General features: G+C 56.6%; 17 protein-coding genes and 1 tRNA gene. 14 read left to right on the top strand and 4 right to left on the bottom strand.

What is annotated here, in order from left to right:
• Nucleotides 1–29: 29 nt before the first annotated feature.
• Nucleotides 30–767 (bottom strand): thymidylate synthase, encoded by a 738-nt coding sequence (locus IPI71_03550; protein QQR71592.1) that lies wholly within the window; start codon nt 765–767, stop codon nt 30–32.
• 426 nt (nt 768–1,193) lie between these two features.
• Here IPI71_03550 and IPI71_03545 point away from each other — a divergent pair, with 426 nt between their 5' ends.
• The 3 genes from IPI71_03545 (at nt 1,194) to IPI71_03535 (ending at nt 6,907) form a co-directional block, all read left to right on the top strand.
• Nucleotides 1,194–3,701, top strand: a complete 2,508-nt coding sequence (locus tag IPI71_03545) for a DUF3821 domain-containing protein (protein ID QQR71591.1) — start codon at nt 1,194–1,196, stop codon at nt 3,699–3,701.
• A gap of 202 nt (nt 3,702–3,903) precedes the next feature.
• Nucleotides 3,904–5,430, top strand: a complete 1,527-nt coding sequence (locus tag IPI71_03540; protein ID QQR71590.1) for an AMP phosphorylase — start codon at nt 3,904–3,906, stop codon at nt 5,428–5,430.
• An 88-nt stretch (nt 5,431–5,518) separates the two neighbouring features.
• Complete coding sequence (locus IPI71_03535; GenBank protein ID QQR71589.1) at nt 5,519–6,907, top strand: carboxypeptidase regulatory-like domain-containing protein; 1,389 nt, start codon at nt 5,519–5,521, stop codon at nt 6,905–6,907.
• 211 nt (nt 6,908–7,118) lie between these two features.
• Here IPI71_03535 and IPI71_03530 read toward each other — a convergent pair.
• A tRNA-Arg gene (locus IPI71_03530) sits at nt 7,119–7,190 on the bottom strand.
• Nucleotides 7,191–7,246: 56 nt separating this feature from the next.
• Here IPI71_03530 and IPI71_03525 point away from each other — a divergent pair.
• Nucleotides 7,247–7,684 carry a dCTP deaminase gene (locus IPI71_03525; protein QQR71588.1) on the top strand — a complete coding sequence of 146 codons (438 nt, stop codon included), beginning with the start codon at nt 7,247–7,249 and terminating at the stop codon, nt 7,682–7,684.
• A gap of 183 nt (nt 7,685–7,867) precedes the next feature.
• Here IPI71_03525 and IPI71_03520 read toward each other — a convergent pair whose 3' ends face one another.
• On the bottom strand, nt 7,868–9,073 hold the full coding sequence (locus tag IPI71_03520; protein ID QQR71587.1) for a hypothetical protein: 1,206 nt from the start codon (nt 9,071–9,073) through the stop codon (nt 7,868–7,870).
• A 347-nt stretch (nt 9,074–9,420) separates the two neighbouring features.
• Between IPI71_03520 and IPI71_03515 the strand changes: the two genes are divergently transcribed.
• Both IPI71_03515 and IPI71_03510 read left to right on the top strand, forming a co-directional pair.
• Complete coding sequence (locus IPI71_03515) at nt 9,421–10,410, top strand: 5,10-methylenetetrahydromethanopterin reductase (GenBank protein QQR71586.1); 990 nt, start codon at nt 9,421–9,423, stop codon at nt 10,408–10,410.
• Between the two features lie 103 nt (nt 10,411–10,513).
• The gene (locus tag IPI71_03510; GenBank protein QQR71585.1) at nt 10,514–11,440 is read left to right on the top strand and encodes a galactose-1-phosphate uridylyltransferase; all 927 of its coding nucleotides are present in this window, start codon (nt 10,514–10,516) and stop codon (nt 11,438–11,440) included.
• Nucleotides 11,441–11,756: 316 nt separating this feature from the next.
• On the opposite strand, the gene IPI71_03505 is transcribed toward IPI71_03510, so the two are convergent.
• Entirely contained in the window at nt 11,757–12,596 is an 840-nt protein-coding gene (locus IPI71_03505; protein QQR71584.1) for a F420-dependent methylenetetrahydromethanopterin dehydrogenase, read from the bottom strand.
• Between the two features lie 212 nt (nt 12,597–12,808).
• Between IPI71_03505 and IPI71_03500 the strand changes: the two genes are divergently transcribed.
• The 8 genes from IPI71_03500 (at nt 12,809) to IPI71_03465 (ending at nt 18,108) form a co-directional block, all read left to right on the top strand.
• A complete protein-coding gene (locus IPI71_03500; protein QQR71583.1) occupies nt 12,809–13,213 on the top strand; it encodes a Tfx family DNA-binding protein in 405 nt (134 codons plus the stop codon).
• Nucleotides 13,214–13,759: 546 nt separating this feature from the next.
• Nucleotides 13,760–14,773, top strand: coding sequence for a 50S ribosomal protein L3 (locus tag IPI71_03495; GenBank protein ID QQR71582.1), 1,014 nt, complete (start codon nt 13,760–13,762; stop codon nt 14,771–14,773).
• 7 nt (nt 14,774–14,780) lie between these two features.
• Nucleotides 14,781–15,527, top strand: coding sequence for a 50S ribosomal protein L4 (gene rpl4p, locus IPI71_03490; GenBank protein ID QQR71581.1), 747 nt, complete (start codon nt 14,781–14,783; stop codon nt 15,525–15,527).
• Nucleotide 15,528: 1 nt separating this feature from the next.
• Entirely contained in the window at nt 15,529–15,777 is a 249-nt protein-coding gene (locus IPI71_03485; protein ID QQR71580.1) for a 50S ribosomal protein L23, read from the top strand.
• Nucleotides 15,778–15,786: 9 nt separating this feature from the next.
• On the top strand, nt 15,787–16,503 hold the full coding sequence (locus IPI71_03480; protein QQR71579.1) for a 50S ribosomal protein L2: 717 nt from the start codon (nt 15,787–15,789) through the stop codon (nt 16,501–16,503).
• Between the two features lie 10 nt (nt 16,504–16,513).
• Entirely contained in the window at nt 16,514–16,927 is a 414-nt protein-coding gene (locus tag IPI71_03475; GenBank protein ID QQR71578.1) for a 30S ribosomal protein S19, read from the top strand.
• Nucleotides 16,928–16,933: 6 nt separating this feature from the next.
• Nucleotides 16,934–17,395, top strand: coding sequence for a 50S ribosomal protein L22 (locus tag IPI71_03470; GenBank protein QQR71577.1), 462 nt, complete (start codon nt 16,934–16,936; stop codon nt 17,393–17,395).
• Nucleotides 17,395–18,108, top strand: a complete 714-nt coding sequence (locus tag IPI71_03465) for a 30S ribosomal protein S3 (GenBank protein QQR71576.1) — start codon at nt 17,395–17,397, stop codon at nt 18,106–18,108. The genes IPI71_03470 and IPI71_03465 overlap by 1 nt, the downstream gene beginning before the upstream one ends.
• Nucleotide 18,109 lies beyond the last annotated feature (1 nt).

Raw genomic sequence — 18,109 nt, 5'->3', positions numbered from 1 at the left:
CACCCTAGCATATTACTGCTTTTTCTTAATTAACCTGACTGATTACGGCCCGCTGACCGGCATTTTCCACAGGCCCGGCAGACCTCGTCTATCGGCCGGATCCGGTCTCCTTTCCCGCAGAACGACTCCAGATCATCGACATCGCGCCGATAATAGATGTGCGGTACGAGCGAGATGTGGGTGTAGGGTCCCGGAGGAACCCCCAACCGGGTGGCGATTGCGTTCTGCAGGTGGACCAGTGCGAACATGTTTGCACCTGAAGCAGTGAGCATGTCGTTGCTCCTGAACACGACCTTCATGCCAAGGCGCCCGTCCCTGACCAGGCACTGCAGTAACTGGAGGCAGGGACAATCGTCGAGATGTTCATCGATGGGCGGGTTCCAGGTGATGGCAATACCCCTCCGGGTTACCGGTGATGAGGCGAGTTTCCTGGTGATGTATTCGATCTGGTCGACATGGATCTCCGCCCCCTCACTTGTATAGAGCCGTTCCCCCCAGTTGAAGATCCGGTCGTGATAGTCGTATTCAAAAACGGCAGAAGTGCCATTCAGGAGGTCATCTGCATATTTCTCCATGAATTTTCGTGAAAACCGGGAATGCGGGCTCACCATTGGTTCGGCAAGCGGGTTCTCCACCCTGACAGCGATCTCATCGAATTCGACCGTTGCCTCGCCGTCTTCGGTATCCAGCACCCGGCCCTTCTCAAGCACCATCTTTACCACCAGTTCGTGGGCGATGCCGATGGAAGGTGCCCTGATGATTCGCATACAGGGTATATATGTCGAAGTGGATAATGTAAAGGTAGTGGAAATGGCCTTGATGAGAGAGGTACCAAAAAAATGAATAACGGGCTGTAACCGTGTTCCAGGATCGCTCGTGGTGCCATGCGCGAGGGATAGGTGAATGTAGAAGGATTTATGATCCTGCAGGGTTTCTGATCAGGCAGACCCGAAAAGTGGGAAAAACGCCCGGAATCATATCTTTACCCGGTTTTACCCTTTTTTTCCCGTGTCCTGTTCCGTAATCGACCAAAAAGGATATATTAAGTGTTCCACAAATATTGAACCATATTCCGTTATTCGGAGTATGGAGCACAATGAACCGTTATTCGGCATCTGTCGATTACGAGTCACCTTGCGTGCATTGGATTGAACGTTCAAAATTGGACATGATATGAGTAAGGAGGACAAATGATGACTAAGCGCTTTAGCCTCATGCTGATCTCGCTGATTGCATTGGCATTGCTGATTCTTCCGGCATCTGCCGCAAACAACGTGATTGCAGCGGGCGGAGATGTTTTCATCGGAGAACAGGGTCTTAATGTATCTGCGGCAGTTGCATCCGGATCCACGATCGCATGGTTTGCATCTGGAACGAACCCTGCCACGGATGCCCCGAACTACCAGATCAACGTAGGAGATGCAACTAACTTCTACGTAGCGCCTGCGGACTTCGTTGGAAGGACCGGTAACTGGTATATCGGCGGCACCACAACGGTCGCCTTCAGCTGCGTTGACCCAAGCCTCGATATCAAAGTATGGGACAACAATGCGAACAAGGACGTCACCGGGAAGCAGGTTGTTTCCGGAGAATTCCTGAACTTCAGGGTCGAGACCAACACCTATTCCGTTACAAAACGTACGGGATACAATCCCGCAACCGATGGATTTGTTACCATCAAGGTCAAGACCGCTGACGGTGCCGTATACACTGCACTCTGGCAGAGCCAGACTGTCTCTGTTCCGTTGACCAAGCGGACGGTTGACAAGTCCCTCTGGTACTGGGTTGCAGTTACACCCACCACAGGATGGAACACCGCGGTCACCGATGCTGCCGGATCCAGGCTATACAAGGCCGGGACCTACACCGTGAGCGCCGAGCTGGCTCTCAACAGCATCAAGGACAACTACAAGGCACCTGACGGATCCGACTTTACCGGCAAGACCGTGACCGCACTCAAGACGGTTACCATTGCTGGTGACACGGTCAAGATCCAGGCAAGCAAGGACACCGTAGTCCGGGGCAACCAGTTCTCGGTTACCATCACCGGCCGGCCCAACACTGACTATTATGTCTGGGTCAAGGGCACCGGTGGCATGAGTGGTGGAGCAGGCGACCAGCCCCCGCTGATCTCGTTCGCCCAGGACGGCGTTGCACAGGATCCGGTTGCCGGACCCTACACGATTGGTTCCTATCCGTATGAAGGCGGAGCAGGGCGCACCATCAAGCAGGATGTTCCCGAACAGCCGAACAACGGTGTCCAGTACTACGCACTGGCAAAGACTTCCCCCAGCGGTACCCGCACCATCGGGTTCGTTACCGGTGCAGACACTGATGACAAGAAGTATACCATCCGCGTTGAGCAGAACTTCGCCGGCCAGTACAAGTCCGATGAAGTTGATGTGAAGGTCGAGAAGGGGACCGTGACCGTTGTCGCTGCCGGCGACCAGAGCTACTTCCTCGGGCAGGAAGTCCGCCTCTCCGGCACCAACTCCGAGACCGATGTCGTGTACCTTTTCATTACCGGCCCCAACCTCCCGCCGAACGGTGGCCTGATGTCCGACCCGAGGATCGCGGTCAACCCGTTCGTTGCACCGCCACTCTTCACCAGCACTGATGTCATGGATGATAACACCTGGGAGTACAAGTGGCAGACTGCCAACCTCAACATCGATGCCGGGACCTACACCATCTACGCGGTAGCAACCCCGAACGACAAGTCGAGCCTTTCCGGGACCCAGTACGGAACCGTTTCGGTCATCATCCGCAAGCCCTTCGTGACCGCCCAGGCTTCCCAGTCCACGGTTGCCCAGGGTGACAAGATCTATGTCCGCGGAGTTGCCGAAGGCAAACCCTCACCGGGCGTTGCAATCTGGATAATGGGCAAGAACTATGCAAACCGTGCAACCGAGAGCGTCAATGATGACGGTACCTTCGACTACGAGGTCTCCGGAGCCATCACGTCGACGCTGACCAGCGGGCAGTATTTCATTGTCGTCCAGCACCCGATGTACAACGACGTTTTCGATGTTATCCGCCAGGGAGACTACGTTGTGGGATCCTACCCAACCCGGTGGTCCAACCTGTTCAAGCTCTATGGCGCGGGAAGCCTGCAGGGATCCGATGCGGCCCATGCACTTACCGTTGCAATGGACAACGCGGCCATCGACGATACCTACACCAAGCTCCAGTTCCTGATCCAGGTGCCTGAGATCAAGATCCTCCCGGTCACCCAGAAGATGGTCGGGGACAAGTTCGAGATCAAGGGAACCACCAACCTGGCAGTCGACGACGAGATCCTCGTTGAGGTGTACTCCTCGTCATTCGGACCAACCCCGAAAGAGACCAGCGGTGAGTTCAGCGGTGCTTCCGGAACCGTGAAGGTTGTCAAGGGAACCGAGGGCTTCAACACCTGGTCCTTCCCGGTTGACACTACCACCTTCAAGCCCGATGAGTATATCGTGCAGGCCTCCGCCATCGGCCTCGAGACCGCACAGGACGTAACGGCAACCACGCTCTTCAACGTTGTTGCATATGTGCAGCCGACTACGGCGCCGCCGACCGCTCCACCGACCGCCCCGCCGACCGCCCCGCCGACCGCCCCGCCGACCGCTCCACCGACCACCACGCCTGGTTTCGGTGCACTGGTTGCCCTGATCGGCCTTGGTGCAGTTGCGTTCCTCATCGTGCGCAAGCACTAAACCAAAAAACCCACTTTTTTTAATCCATACCGTAAACTGCCACATATTTCCGGACTCCTTGTTTTATCCCGGCATTTCGGTTGGTGAACCATGCTACCGGCCGAATGACGGCCAGGATCAGCCAGAAAGGAGCATATAGGGGGATATCCCAGTTGTTAATAAACCGGGAAATTCTCCCGATCACTACCGGAGCTGCAGAGCCATGAAATTCACCGTAAAACTGATCGATATCGGAACCCGTGAAGTACTGCTCAATATCGAGGATGCCAGGAGTATTAATGCCCTTGCCGGTGACCGCGTACAGATCCTCAATGAGACCACCGGCGTCTCTGTGGCAGCATTCGTAAGTACCACCACTACCCTTATCCAGCAGGGAGTGGTGGGGATCTACCGGGTTACCAATGAGAAACTAGTGGTAGAGGATGGAGACCAGGTCGAAGTCAGGCTTGCCGATCGGCCAAGCTCGCTCCAGTTCATCAAGAAGAAGATGGACGGGGAACGGCTGACAAAGGATGAGACCTTAGCGGTGATCCGTGATGTGGTGAACCATGATATTACTCCGGCAGAGTTGACCGCATACGTCACAGCCTGCTATATCAATGCCCTGGATATTGCCGAGGTGGAACACCTCACCAGGGCCATGGTCGAGACAGGTGAGCAGATTACCTTCCACACTCATCCTATAGTCGACAAGCATTCGATCGGTGGTGTTCCAGGGAACAAGATATCCCTCCTGGTAGTGCCGATTATAGCGGCAAGCGGGCTGAAAATACCAAAGACCAGCTCGCGAGCCATCACCGGTGCCGGGGGCACCGCAGACCTGATGGAAGTCCTTGCCCCGGTAGAGTTCTCCGCAGAAGAAGTCCAGAAGATGACCCTGAAGGCCGGCGGGACAATCGTGTGGGGGGGAGCAACCAACATCGCACCCGCCGATGATCGAATCATTATCCAGGAATACCCTTTCAAGATTGACGCCCGTGGCCAGATGATTGCCAGTGTTATGGCCAAGAAATACGCGGTCGGAGCCGACCTGGTGGTTATCGATATCCCGGTCGGTGAGGGTACCAAAATCCTGAATGTTCAGGAGGGAAGGAAACTGGCACGGGAGTTCATCGAGATCGGCGAACGGCTGAACATGCGGGTGGAATGTGCTCTTACCTACGGGGATTCCCCTGTGGGGAGGAGCATCGGGCCGAAACTCGAGGTCAGGGAAGCACTCCGCATACTCGAGGGAGAGGTTGAGCCGGGATCGCTTTTCCAGAAGAGTGCTGCCATCGCCGGCATTGCCCTGGAGATGTCCGGAAAGGCCGCCCGTGGAATGGGTGGCCAGATGGCAGCAGATATCCTCAAGAGCGGGAAGGCTCTTGAAAAATTCCTTGAGATCATTGAGATCCAGGGAGGAGATCCCTCCGTGAAGTCTGAAGACATAGTCCCCGGGAAGTACAAATTTGTGGTCAATGCGCCCGCAAGCGGGTATGTCGTGGGAATGAATAACCCTGCGCTCATCAGCATGGCACGCAATGCCGGCGCACCTCACGATCGCGGTGCAGGGCTCCTGCTCCATGCCAAGAAGGGGAACCGGGTGGAGAAGGGCGAACCGATCTTCACCATTTATGCTGAACGGAGCTGGCGACTGGAGAAGGCTATCGAAGAGGGAAGGCGCCTGATGCCGGTGCTGGTTGAAGGGATGCTGCTTGACCGCGTCCCCCATGAGATAAAGTGGGTGTGAAGTGGGACAGGGGAAGACAACCCTGCTCTCCCGAGCAGTATTTCCCGCGACAACCATCTTTTATTGCTCCGAACACTGATACCAGATTATGCAGAGATACGGCGTCTATCTCCTCGCGTCCCTCCTCCTGATAGTCAGCTGTTCCGGGAGTGTTTCAGGAGGTTCCGTGCTCATCCATGTCATCGCGACCGATGACAACATCACCCCTGTCCAGGGGGCCTACGTATATTTCAACGACACCCTTGCCGGCAAAACTGACAAGGAGGGTTTCTTCGAGCTCGCCTTTCCAGGCACCGGTCCGGCACCAATTCAGATTGAAAAATTCGGCTACGATTCATGGTCGGGGTCTGCTGATGCGAATGCAACACAGGTAACGGTGGAATTGCAGCGGTCAAAGATGGCACTCCTGATCCACGTGTACGATGCTGACACGATGGAACCGGTCGAAGGCGCGGGAGTGACGATCGAATCGAACGGAGTCGGGAATGTCACGACTTCTGATTCGGAAGGGACCGCCAGGTTTTTCGTCATGGCGCATGCCGCATACCGGATAGATATCGAGAAAGAACAGTACCAGCCGCATACCCTCGAAGTTGAGATTGGGAATGTGGAAAAGAACGTCCAGGTCATGCTGTTCCGGCAGGATCGGTTCTCTCTCGTGGTGAAGGATGAAGGATCGGGACGTCCACTCCCCGGAGCCCGGATATTCGTCGAAGGAATTGAACGGGGAAGTACCGATCAGAAAGGAGTGCTCACCCTGCCGCTGCCAAGGGGCAAGATCTATCTCATCAGGGTTGTCAGGGAGGGGTACCAGGACTATAACGGGCGCCAGGTTGTCGAGCCTGATACCGCCTTTCTTACCGTCCCGCTCGGAAAAGCACCCTATACCGTCTTTGTGTCGGTATACAATGAAGAAAAAGAACCGGTCGAAGGTGCCCGGATTCTCATCGACAATATGCCTGCCGGAACGACAAGCCGGTATGGGAGGGCAGTGCTCTCAAACCTCACTACCGGCACGTATACCCTGGATGTGCACCGGGAAGGATACGTTTCGGTCGTATCTCCCCTGACCGTTGCCGCACAGGGCGAGGATATCGTCATCGAACTTGCCTATCAGAGGGTGAACGTGACCCTGAAAGCTGTTGAAGGCTCGTCAAAGCCCGTAACGCTGGCGAAGGTCACCATCAACGGAGAGGAAGCTGGATATACGGATGCCGGTGGTATATTGTCTGCCCGGCTCCGTGCAGGTCTTCCCACCACTATCCTGGCAGAAAAGGAAGGATACAATCCAGTAACCATCGTGCATACTCCCGATCCGTCCAGCGAAACCGTCCCTCTCACGATTCGCATGGATAAGAATTACACCTGGCTTCTTCTCGTGATTGGCGGACTGTTTGTTGTGGGAATCCTCGGGGCAGTGCTCGTTTTGAGGAGCCGGGGTACCGGTCGTGTAAAGAGAGGACGGAGAGGTCTCTGAACTCCCCCATCTTTCATCGCGGACCGGAATTCCAACGGGCATCACCGGTGCGATGAAAAAAAATCCATAATACCGGGCATTGCATGAGCCGGAATGCGGGCTCGGAGGTCTCGACTGTTCCTGCCCTGCAGTTGAGAAAGGAAGCGGGGCACGGTTCGTGGCCGGGCATATCCACTGGGAACCGGATCGAAAAGGATCGTCTTTTAGGAAGCGGACCCAGCGGGAATCGAACCCGCGTCCTTGGGTCCGAAGCCCAAGAGGATATCCTCTACCCCATGGATCCGCCCTTCCATTGGTATCATAAGATATTAAGCATTTTCCGCGGTACTACTCTATGGAATGATACTATCCTCGCAGGAAATTGAGAAACGGCTCGGGGGGCGGACCCGGGGCGGTTCCCTGGTCATCAGGCCGTTTTCTGCAGAGTGCCTGCAGCCAGCCTCATACGACCTTCGCATCGCGGAAGATATTGTGCTCCCCCGGTGTATCTGCACACTCGCCCATTCCCGCGAACTTGTCGGGCTACCGGCAGACCTTGCCGCAACCCTCCGGACACGGTCCTCGTATGGAAGGCGGGGAGTACTTGTGACTGCAGGGTACGTCGATCCCGGGTTCCGTGGCCAGCTGACGCTCGGACTCGTTAACATGGGGCCGGAACCGATAGAGATCCATGCCGGCGACCGGGTGGTCCAGATGATCATCCACCAGGTGTCCGGGGGTGGGAGGGCCTATGAGGGGAAATATCAGGACAGCACGGGAGCTGTCGGGGCCAGGTGACCTGTCATACGAACCGGGAGGAATTACATCGAGGTCCAAGAGGGGGGGGGTATCCCCCTCTATCCCATGTCGAATCCATTTCGCCTCTCTATCGGTTCGTATTCGGGCTGATCTTCATTGCTGCGGCACTTGAGAGAGGAATACCGGTCAGAAAAGGGATGGGGGTAGGAAATATCCCATTACTCAAAGATTGTCCGACCCGGGTGACCGGTCGACAGGCTCTGGCCCGGAATTTCCGGTCGCTCCGCTCCCCCCTTCCTTTCTCCGGAGCGATTCAACCCGGGGGACGCGGGAAAGCCCTGCAAGGACGATCAGGACGGCAATATACTGTGTGGTGCTGACCGGATAGTCCCCGGAACGCACTTCCTGGCCGGAGATACTGCGGTCTATCCAGTGTCGAATGGTCATGTAGCCCCGCATGGAAAGCTCGTTCGGTGGGCCGGCCACAAGCACCAGGGCCTTTTGGGCGTCTTTCAGGTCGCAGGATACCGATATCCCTTCGCCAACGGCCTTCCGTGCCATGGTGACCAGCCGGAAAGCTTTCTGGTGGCTTTCCTGGATCGAATGGCTAGCCGGGCGGAGCCTGGTGATGAGATCCGGGTTGAGTGCAGGAATGCGCTCCCGGTCGTAGCCGATGGCTATCCACCCCATCCCTTTGATGGTGTTTAAGATCTCCCCGGAATCCAGGGCCACTTCGGCTGATTCCTCCATAGGTCGGTCGCTCACCTCTCCTGCACGCAGAAGGAGGTTTATCTGCCGTGCGATCATGGCGTTTATCTCGTGGTATCCCCTGGAAACCATTACTGTAGGAATGACTGGTTTCTGCCATGGGAGCCTGAACTCGAAATCGGCCCTACCGGAGATCTCATGGTCTTCCCCCATCCCGGCTGCCCGGTGATACCACAGTTCATTGTCGTAGAGAATTGTGCCGTCCAGGAGCGGAGCGAGCGCAGTAATGGTATCTGCTGCACGTTCCTGCACTGCTTCACCCTCCCGCACACAGGGCAGGGTGAGGATACCGAAAACCGGTTCGTCCATGCGGTCCCTGAGGACCTGCACGAGGTCCGGGATGAGGGAGCACATCGTGCCTCCAAGACCGCTGGCGATAACCAGTGCATCGATATCACCCGGGTCGAGGCTGTGGAGCCTGGCTACAATCTCGTCATGGGGGAGCATATCCGGTGTAACGTGGGTATGGGAGGGGTCGAGGGACTGGAAGAAGATACGGTTCTCGTGAGGAATGGTCTGCAAGCTGGTCAGATCATCGGCGTTGTTATCAACCGCCACAGCATCAATACAGCGGAGTGAACGGGACCGGGTATCATGGAGGCTCAACGCATCGGCGATCCTGCATCCCGCGCCTCCGATTCCGATGAGTAAGACCCTCATTTCCTCCCTCATTCCCTGAAATACCGGATTACCGGCCGATACCAGATTACCCATTGAACGGGTCAAACAAAAAGATTATCGCCCGGTGACCATGGATCTGATCGGGCAGGAGGGCCAGTTACACGGTGTTTTTGTTTCATACCGGGATCGATTTCGTACATTTGCCCTCGATCCAGCTTGAAGCGTCCCGGTGCTGACCCGTCCTTATGAGGCGGCTGGTGAACGGGTGGAAAGCCCTGGAAGGGCAGTGATCTCTCGCGGTGACGATCGCTCGCAGGAACCAATAACTGAAAATCATAAAGCTATTTAATTTTGCGCTTGATATGTAACAGTGAGGTGAACTAACCTTGACAACGTATGGGATAGAATTTGTACCTGGCAATGTTAATGTCAAACAGGTGGTCAACTTCTGCAAGCTTGCAGAATCCAAGGATATTGACTATGCCTGGATCACAAATCACTACAACAACCGTCACTGCTACCCGACTCTCGCCATGATTGCCGCAGCAACCACCACCCTGAAGATGGGCCCGGGAATCATGAACTCCTTTACCGACACCCCGGCAGCGATGGCATCATTCTTCTGCACCCTCAACGAAATCTCCGACGGACGCGCCGTGCTGGGAATCGGCCCCGGGGATCTCTCAACGCTCCCGAAACTGGCAATCCAGCCCGAGAAACCAGTAGGACGTCTGGAAGAGGCAGTGACCCAGATCCGCAGGCTCTGTGCGGGCGAGGAAGTCAAGAAGTCAGGAATGCAGTTCTTTGATTATGACGGTGCAAAGCTCACTGGCGTGAACCTCCCCGGCAAGAAAGGTGTCCCGATTTATATCGGTGCCCAGGGCCCCAAGGTCCTTGACCTGGCCGGAAGGGTTGGCGATGGGGCGCTGATCAACGCATCCAACCCGAAGGACTTCGGAATCGCCATCCCGATCATCAAGGCCGCCTGCGACAAGGTCGGCAAAAAGGGCTTTGATGTCGGCGCCTACACTGCCATGTCCATCGACATGAACGAGAAGAAGGCCCGGAATGCAGCAAAGATCGTCGCCGCCTTCATCGCTGCCGGCTCTCCCCCTGACCTGATCGCACGCCACGGTCTCGATGCAGCGAAAGTGGCAAACATCAAGAACGCCCTTGCAAAATTCGATTTCAAGACTGCCGGGGACAATGTGGATGACAAGACCATAGACGCATTCACCATCGCCGGAACGCCGGACATAGTCCGGCAGAAGTGCGAAGACCTTGCCAAGGCCGGTGTCACCCAGATCATATTCGGATCCCCGCTGGGACCGGACATGACCAACTCCATCCGCCTGCTCGGCAAGTACGTCGTGTAAATCGGTCAGGGCGAAAACCTTTTTTTTCTTTTTGATGCCGGGCTGGCCCTCGCGGTTCGTACAATTTTAATAGGTTGCATTCGAATGGAAACCTGAAGCGATCATGTTCTCGGTGACCGAGATAACCCTGGGAGAGAGCAGGCTTGAGCTGCGCGAAGAACTGCTGACCGGCCACCGGTGCAAGATAGCCCCTGCCCGCCTGAACCGGCGGCTGGACACGGTATACCGGCCACCGGCTCCCGCCCCGGACTGCCCGTTCTGCAGGGAGAACGTCTTCTCTGCAACCCCGACATTTGCTGGCGGGGACCGTATCTGCATCGGTGAAAGCTTGACGTTTCCAAACATGTTCCCGTTTGCCGAGTGGCATACGGTAACGGTCGTCACCGCACGGCATGACGGAGGTGTATTCTCACGATCCGAGATCCTTGACGCCCTCACCGGGCAGATCAGGGCCTTTGAGGGAATCGGGGGGTACAAGAGCATCAACTGGAACTATCTTCCCTCAGCGGGAGCGAGCATCGCCCACCCCCACCTCCAGGGACTCGCTGACCGGCGGGCACCTGCCCTTGCCGAACACTACCTGAACCGGAGTGCCCGGTACCTGGCCAGGAACGGGCGGAGCTACTGGGACGATCTTGCCGACCACGAAGGAAACTCCCCCCGGTTCCTGTTCGAGAACGAGCTTTTCTGGTACGCCCACCATGTCCCCCTTGGTGAGCGGGAAGTCAGATGCATCCTCCCCCTCTCAACCTGTGAGGAATTCAGCTCATTCGCCGGGCAGTTCGCAGACGGGCTCCTCCGCATTCTGTCATTCTACCGGGATCTCGGAACCTATGCCTTTAATATGGCTCTTTTTTTTGACAAGAACAAAAACAGGAACGGATTTTCCTCGTTCTGTTCCATCATATCCCGGATAAACCCCAATGTTACATCGACGAGCGATACAGCATTCATGGAGCGACTCCACCTCGAGCCTGTAATCCTGACCCTCCCCGAGGAGTTCGGACGGGATTTCAAGGATCGGGGCTGAGAAGGGAAGCACTGGGAGGGGACTATAATCCGGGCCCTCACCTGGATAATCCCTGTTCTGGCTTAACTTTCCCAAACTTAATGGAGTTATGGAGTCTGTTTTCTCCTGTCCGGGTATCGTTCCTGCCGATGGAGGATTTCCCGTCCCACCTCCCGGATCCGGGCGTGAAATGGCCCTCCATTTTCAGGACAACTCCTTGCGACCGGACGCCCATGGTCAGGTCTCACCAGGAGGAGGCGATCACCCGTATACGGAACATGAGAGGGACAGGGGGCCGGGAAAGCACGATGAGAAAAAAACGAAGAAAGGTTCCGGACTACTCCGGCTTGCTGATCAGTTTGGTCTTGGAGACGATCACACCGTCCTTCTTGTGGGGTTTCCTGATGATGCCGTCGGCAGCCTTCTCGAGCTCGCGGGCTTCATCGCACAGGACTGCAGCGCAGCGCATCATTTCGTGAGCGCTGGTGACGATGGGGATATATTTCTCCCATTCCTTGGTCATGAAACAGCCCTTGACATTGACCATGGCGACAGCGGATGCGATCTCGTAAGCTGCACGGGCCTTGGCGAGAGCGTAGGGGTTGGTGAACTCTCCCTCGACCGCCTTGTCAGAAGAGACGACAACCTTGGGCAGAACCAGTTCCGCACCCTTCTTTCCGGCTTTTACCTGGTCGATTACCTTGTCGAGCGCCATCTGCAGCTTGCGGAACGCGCCGGTGAGGGCAAGGACCTTTACCAGGTTTCCATTGTAATCAGCCATCTCAATGGGGTCCAGGAACTCCCGACGGGCACCGATCATGGCGTCTCCCTTCATGATGATGTAGCCGAACTTGCCCTCCTTGATGTCAGCCCACTCCTTCTTGGTGGTGACATCGTCGGTGATAAAGACAACCGGGATTCCGGCAGCAGCGAGACGCTCGCGGGCGCCGGTCGGGCCGGGCAGCACCCCGTTCGGCGAAACAACGATGGCAAAGTCGGGTTTCCATGCTACCATGTTGTTGACAACCCGGTCGATATCCTCTGGCTGAAGCTTGGTTCCGCTGGTTGCCATAAAGGTCTGCATGTCCTCACGGTCTGCCCTCTCGTCGAGAAGGAGTTCGGCCATTACGCCGCTTGCGATGTTGCCCAGTTTGGCAACGCCAACTTTAACTACCATGTATGCACCTCTTTTTTCTTTATAACAGGTTACTATTTGTCCGTGCAGATATAAACGTTTTGAAATTCGATTCAAATTCAGTAATTCGGACTTTTATCGCTTTTTTATGGAAAGACCCGTCACTTGTCAGGCAGGAGATTAACAACCTGTTTCTCTTGAAGTCAACTATGTTAACGAAAAATGTTTAAATCTGATCCGCCAAACGGTTGATAATGAAAGATGGGCTGCTGACCGATCGCCAGAAAGAAGTACTGAGATACCGGAAGCAGGGGCTGACCCAGCAGCAGATTGCTGATATCATAAATACTTCGAAGGCAAATGTTTGCACGATTGAAAAATCGGCGATGGAGAATATCAGAAGGGCAAGAGACACGCTGGATTTCCTGTATACTCTCGACGCAACCCATCTCTGCACCATCGAGCCCGGGATGGACGTCCTCGATGTTGCCCCCTTCATTTACCAGGAAGCCGAGCGTATCGGCATCAAAGTCAAATATGATACCATCTCCCTCATCAACAAGATGCGGGAGGCGATTCCAGGACGGCTCCGGGCACGCCATATCAGGGACAGCATAGAAGTCTACATCAACGAAGAAGGGGATCTCTACTTCGGCTGAACCACGAGGGCGATCCGGTAAAAGACTCATGGAAGACCGTGCACCTGAGTCCCGGTGCAGGCCTCGCGAAAGTTTATATTCATTTCTGTATAATAATTATGGAAGCCTCTCTGAGGTTTCCGGCGAAAGCCGGGATTCTCACGGGTTGGCATGCGCGACCGTAAACGGGCGCAGCCGAGAAGGAGTTGTGATCATTCACAACGGGCTGACACGGTGGATCTGATAAGCGCACGGGTGGACGTGGATCTCACACGGCCCGCATGTACCGCGAGAACGGTGCATATGCGCAACGACTCAGTATCTGTTGGCGAAGACCACGTTGGACCTGATGGTCGGCGGAAACGAGAGATCCGCAGGGACCATTCGGACGATACTCCACAGGCCAGGGTTCGCACTGCCGGATGATTTCCGGCAGGCCAGTACCTGAATCCGGGCATCATGCTTTCTCGGAGCAGAACGGGCCACTCGCGGATCGTCTTTCCGTGGGAAACGCCGGGCCCGGAAGACTGCACACAACGTTTCAGATCATACAAGGATTGATACCGAATGCCAAAGATCAACACACCGCGAAAGGGATCCCTTGCATTCAGCCCCAGGAAGCGGGCAAAGAGCCAGGTCCCAAAATACCAGTCCTGGTCCGATTACGAGGGTACGCCGGTGCTGCAGGGATTTGCCGGGTACAAGGTGGGCATGACGCACGTGGTCATGGTGGATGACCACAGGAACAGCCCGACCGAAGGCAAGGACATCATGGTCCCGGTGACCGTCATCGAGATTCCTGCCATGAAGGTGGCAGCGATCCGGGCATATGCCCGGGATACCTACGGCAGGCATCCCCTGACCGAGGTATGGACAGAGAAACCGGATCCGGCCCTGGATAAGCGGATCACCCTGCCCGCATCATATGACGGTGCAGCAGCACGAAAGAAGATCGAGGAAGCGATAGCCGAAGGGAAGGTCGCCGACATCTTCGTCCTGATGCATACCACTCCTGAAAAGATCACCGGCATCCCAAAGAAGGTGCCCGATCTCATGGAGATCCGGGTAGCAGGAGGCCCGGTTGAAGGGCGTTACGAGTTCGCGAAGGGCCTGCTGGGAAAAGAGGTGAGCCTCGCGAGCATCATCAAGCCGGGATCCTATGCGGATATTACCGCGGTCACTACCGGAAAGGGTACCCAGGGCCCGGTCAAGCGCTGGGGGATCAAACTTCGCAAGCGGAAACACTCCCGGGGGGGCAAGAAGCGCCATATCGGAAACCTGGGTCCCTGGAACCCCCACCATGTCCGGTGGCAGGTGCCGCAGGCAGGGCAGATGGGATACCAGCAGCGGACGGAGTTTAACAAGAGGATTCTCTCAATCGGCGACAACGGGTCGGAGATCACCCCGTCCGGAGGGTTCCTCCATTACGGAGTTCTCCGCAACCCTTACGTGCTGGTGAAGGGATCCATCCCCGGACCTGCCAAGAGATTGATCAGGATCCGGCCTGCAATCAGGCAAGGAGAGCACGTTGTCAGGCAGCCCGCGATACAGTTCGTGAGCGTTCAGAGCAAGCAGGGGTGAACAGACAATGAAAGCACAGATCCTAGCACTTGATGGCACGGTTAGAGGGGACATTGAACTGCCCGAGGCGTTTGATGAAGAATACCGCCCCGACCTCATCAGAAAAGCTGTCCTTGCCCTCCAGAGCACCCGCAGGCAGCCGCACGGGACCTACCCCTACGCGGGTATCGAATCCTCGGCCGTGGGCTGGGGCAGTGGCCGGGGAGTATCACATGTTCCCCGTATCAGGACCGGCTCAAGGGCCGCGAAAGTTCCGCAGGCAAAGGGCGGGCGTGAGGCCCATCCGCCAGTGGTACAAAAAGTCCTCCTGCAGCGGATCAACAAGAAAGAGAAACAAAAGGCATTCAGATCAGCACTGGCAGCAAGCGCCTCGGAAGAACGTGTCCGGGCACGGGGGCACCTCTTTCCCGGGCCGCTTCCGGTGGTATTTGAGGACGGCTTCGAGAACCTGGAGAAGACTGCAGAAGTCATTGCTGCCCTGACTGCGGCGGGGGTGTTTCCCGATGTGGAGCGTTCCAAGCAGAGCAAGAAGGTGCGTGCCGGGCGGGGTAAGATGCGGGGCCGCCGCTACAAGCAGCGCAAGAGCCTGCTCATCGTTACCGGTGAAAAAATCCTGAAGGCGGCGCAGAATCTCGCCGGAGTTGACGTCGTGACGTTTGACCAGCTGAATACCGAGCTCCTTGCTCCGGGCACCCTCCCCGGCCGTCTCACGGTCTTTACCGAGAGTGCCCTCATGAAACTGGGAGGGCAGTGAGATGGTGCTGAAATATCCCTATGTGACCGAAAAGGCCATGATGGCGCTGGAGAATGAGAACAAGCTCCAGTTCCTCGTGGACCGGAACGCTACCAAGAGCCAGATCAAGCGGGAGATCGAGCGGACGTTCGAACAGGAAGTAACCGGGATCTCCACGGCAATGACCATGCACGGCGAGAAGAAAGCGACCGTCAGCTTTGCCAACGAGAAGGCTGCCGAGGAGATTCTCAGCAGGCTTGGCATAATGTAGGTGAGAGAGATGGGACACCGCATTATAACACAGAACAGGGGAAAAGGAGGCTCGACCTTCAGGGTACCGTCACACCGGTTCAAGGCAGCACTCCGTCACGCTGGAACCAGTGATACGACAGTACGGGGCACGGTAAGCGATATCGAGCACGATCCGGCTCGCCACACCCCAATCGCACTCGTAAAACTCGAGGACGGATCACGAATGTACATGCTGGTCACTGAAGGTATCGGCATCGGGGACGAAGTCGTCTGGGGGCCGGAAGCCGAGGTCCGGAACGGTAACACCCTCCCGCTCGGATCGATCCCGACCGGGGCATACGTCTGCAACATCGAAGCCAGGCCCAACGACGGGGGCAAATTCGTCCGCGCAAGCGGCGTCCAGGCCATGGTTATCGACAAGAGTGAAGGCCGGGTAGGCGTCCAGATGCCAAGCGGCGTGACAAAATGGTTCAACGCACGCTGCAGGGCAACAGTGGGCATCGTTGCCGGAGGCGGGCGCGGAGAGAAACCGTTCGCCAAGGCCGGTAACAAGTTCTACAAGGTGAGGAATAAGGCCTCGAACTGGCCTCGTGTGCGGGGTGTGGCCATGAACGTCATTGACCACCCATTCGGTGGTGGCGGCCACCAGCATACCGGGCGGCCCAAGACCATTGGCAGGGGGACATCTCCTGGAAGAACAGTCGGACACATAGCGGCCCGGAAGACCGGCCGCGGTAAGAAGTGAGGGGATTGACATGGCAAAGAAGACACAGAAGAGACTGCCGAGACGGCGCGAGGAGTTCACCTACCGCGGCTTCCGGATAGAGGAGCTTCGCAAGATGGGTATGAGCGAGCTCCTGCCGGTCATGCCCGCACGGGCTCGCCGGAAGGCAAGGAGAGGCCTGACACGAGGCGAGGAGCACCTCCTCGCCCGGTTCAGGAGCGGCGAGGCAAAGATCCGGACGCACCTCCGCGACATGATCATTATGCCCGATATGATCGGGAAGGAAGTAGAAATCTATAACGGAAAGGAGTACCTGAAGGTCGAGATCCAGCCTGAGTCGATCTTCCACTACCTTGGCGAGTTCGCGCTGACCAGGAGAAAAGTGACCCACGGGAGTGCTGGTATCGGCGCCACCCGGTCGAGCAAGTATGTACCGCTGAAGTGATGGACAATGGCACGCACAGGTTATTCAACATCCATTTCGGGCGATACCGTGGCCCGGGGAAAAGCAAATGAACTGCCGATCTCCCCGAAACATGCCATGGAGATAGCCCGGTTCATCAGGAACAAGAAGACCGGGGAGGCGGTAGCATATCTCGAGGATGTTGTCTCTGCAAGAAAAGCAATCCCCTTCCGGAAGTTCAACCGCAAGGTTGCCCACAAACGCGGACTCCCCGGCTGGGACGCTGGGAGATATCCGCGCAAGGCATCCCTGGCCTATATCCGGCTGATCCATTCAGTTACCAAAAATGCCGAGTACCTCGGCCTTGATACAGGGAACCTGCGGATCATCCACGCTGCTGCCAACAGGGGGAGAGGCATTGAGGGGATGTTCCCGAGGGCCATGGGCAGGGCAACCCCGAAGCGCCGGGAGACCGTGAATATCGAGGTCGTTGTGCAGGAGGTGCAGTGATGGCGGTAGAGAGAAAGTTCGTTGCCGAGGGAGCGCGACGCGCCCGGGTGGAGAAGCACCTGGTCAGGGAGCTTCGCCGCGCCGGATACGGTGGAATGGACCTGCAGAGAACCCCGCTCGGCACACAGGTAACGATTTACGCCGAGAAGCCCGGTATCGTGATCGGCAAGGGCGGAAAGGTGGTCAGGCAGCTGACCCAGGATCTTGCAACCGATTTCGGGGTCGAATCGCCCCAGATCGAGGTCCAGCAGGTTGCAAACCCAAGCTTCAATGCCCAGATCATGGCCGAACGCCTGGCCAATGCCCTCGAACGGGGCTGGTATTTCCGGAAAGCTGGATCGAGCATCATCAGGAGGGTTATGGAATCGGGTGCCCTTGGATGCGAGGTTATCATCGCCGGAAAGCTCACCGGTTCCCGTGCCCGCGTGCAGAAATTCACCCAGGGCTACGTCAAGCACAGCGGCGAGCCGGTCAATACCCTCGTTGAAAAGGGATATGCAGTCGCCGTCAAGAAGCTCGGCGTCATCGGTGTCCAGGTGCGTATCATACCGCCCGACGCAAAACTCCCCGACCATTTCGAGATGATCAAGCCAAAGGGCAAACCCCTGCCACCCCCCCACATAGAAGTGACCGATGTCGGCGAGGATATCACCAATGACCTCGAGGAGATGATCGAGGAGTATGCAGACGAGACCCTGCTGGAGGAACGGTAAT

This window comes from Methanolinea sp. (genome assembly GCA_016699325.1).
Classification (GTDB): Archaea; Halobacteriota; Methanomicrobia; order Methanomicrobiales; family Methanospirillaceae; genus UBA9949.
This window is presented reverse-complemented; position numbering and strand designations above follow the sequence as displayed.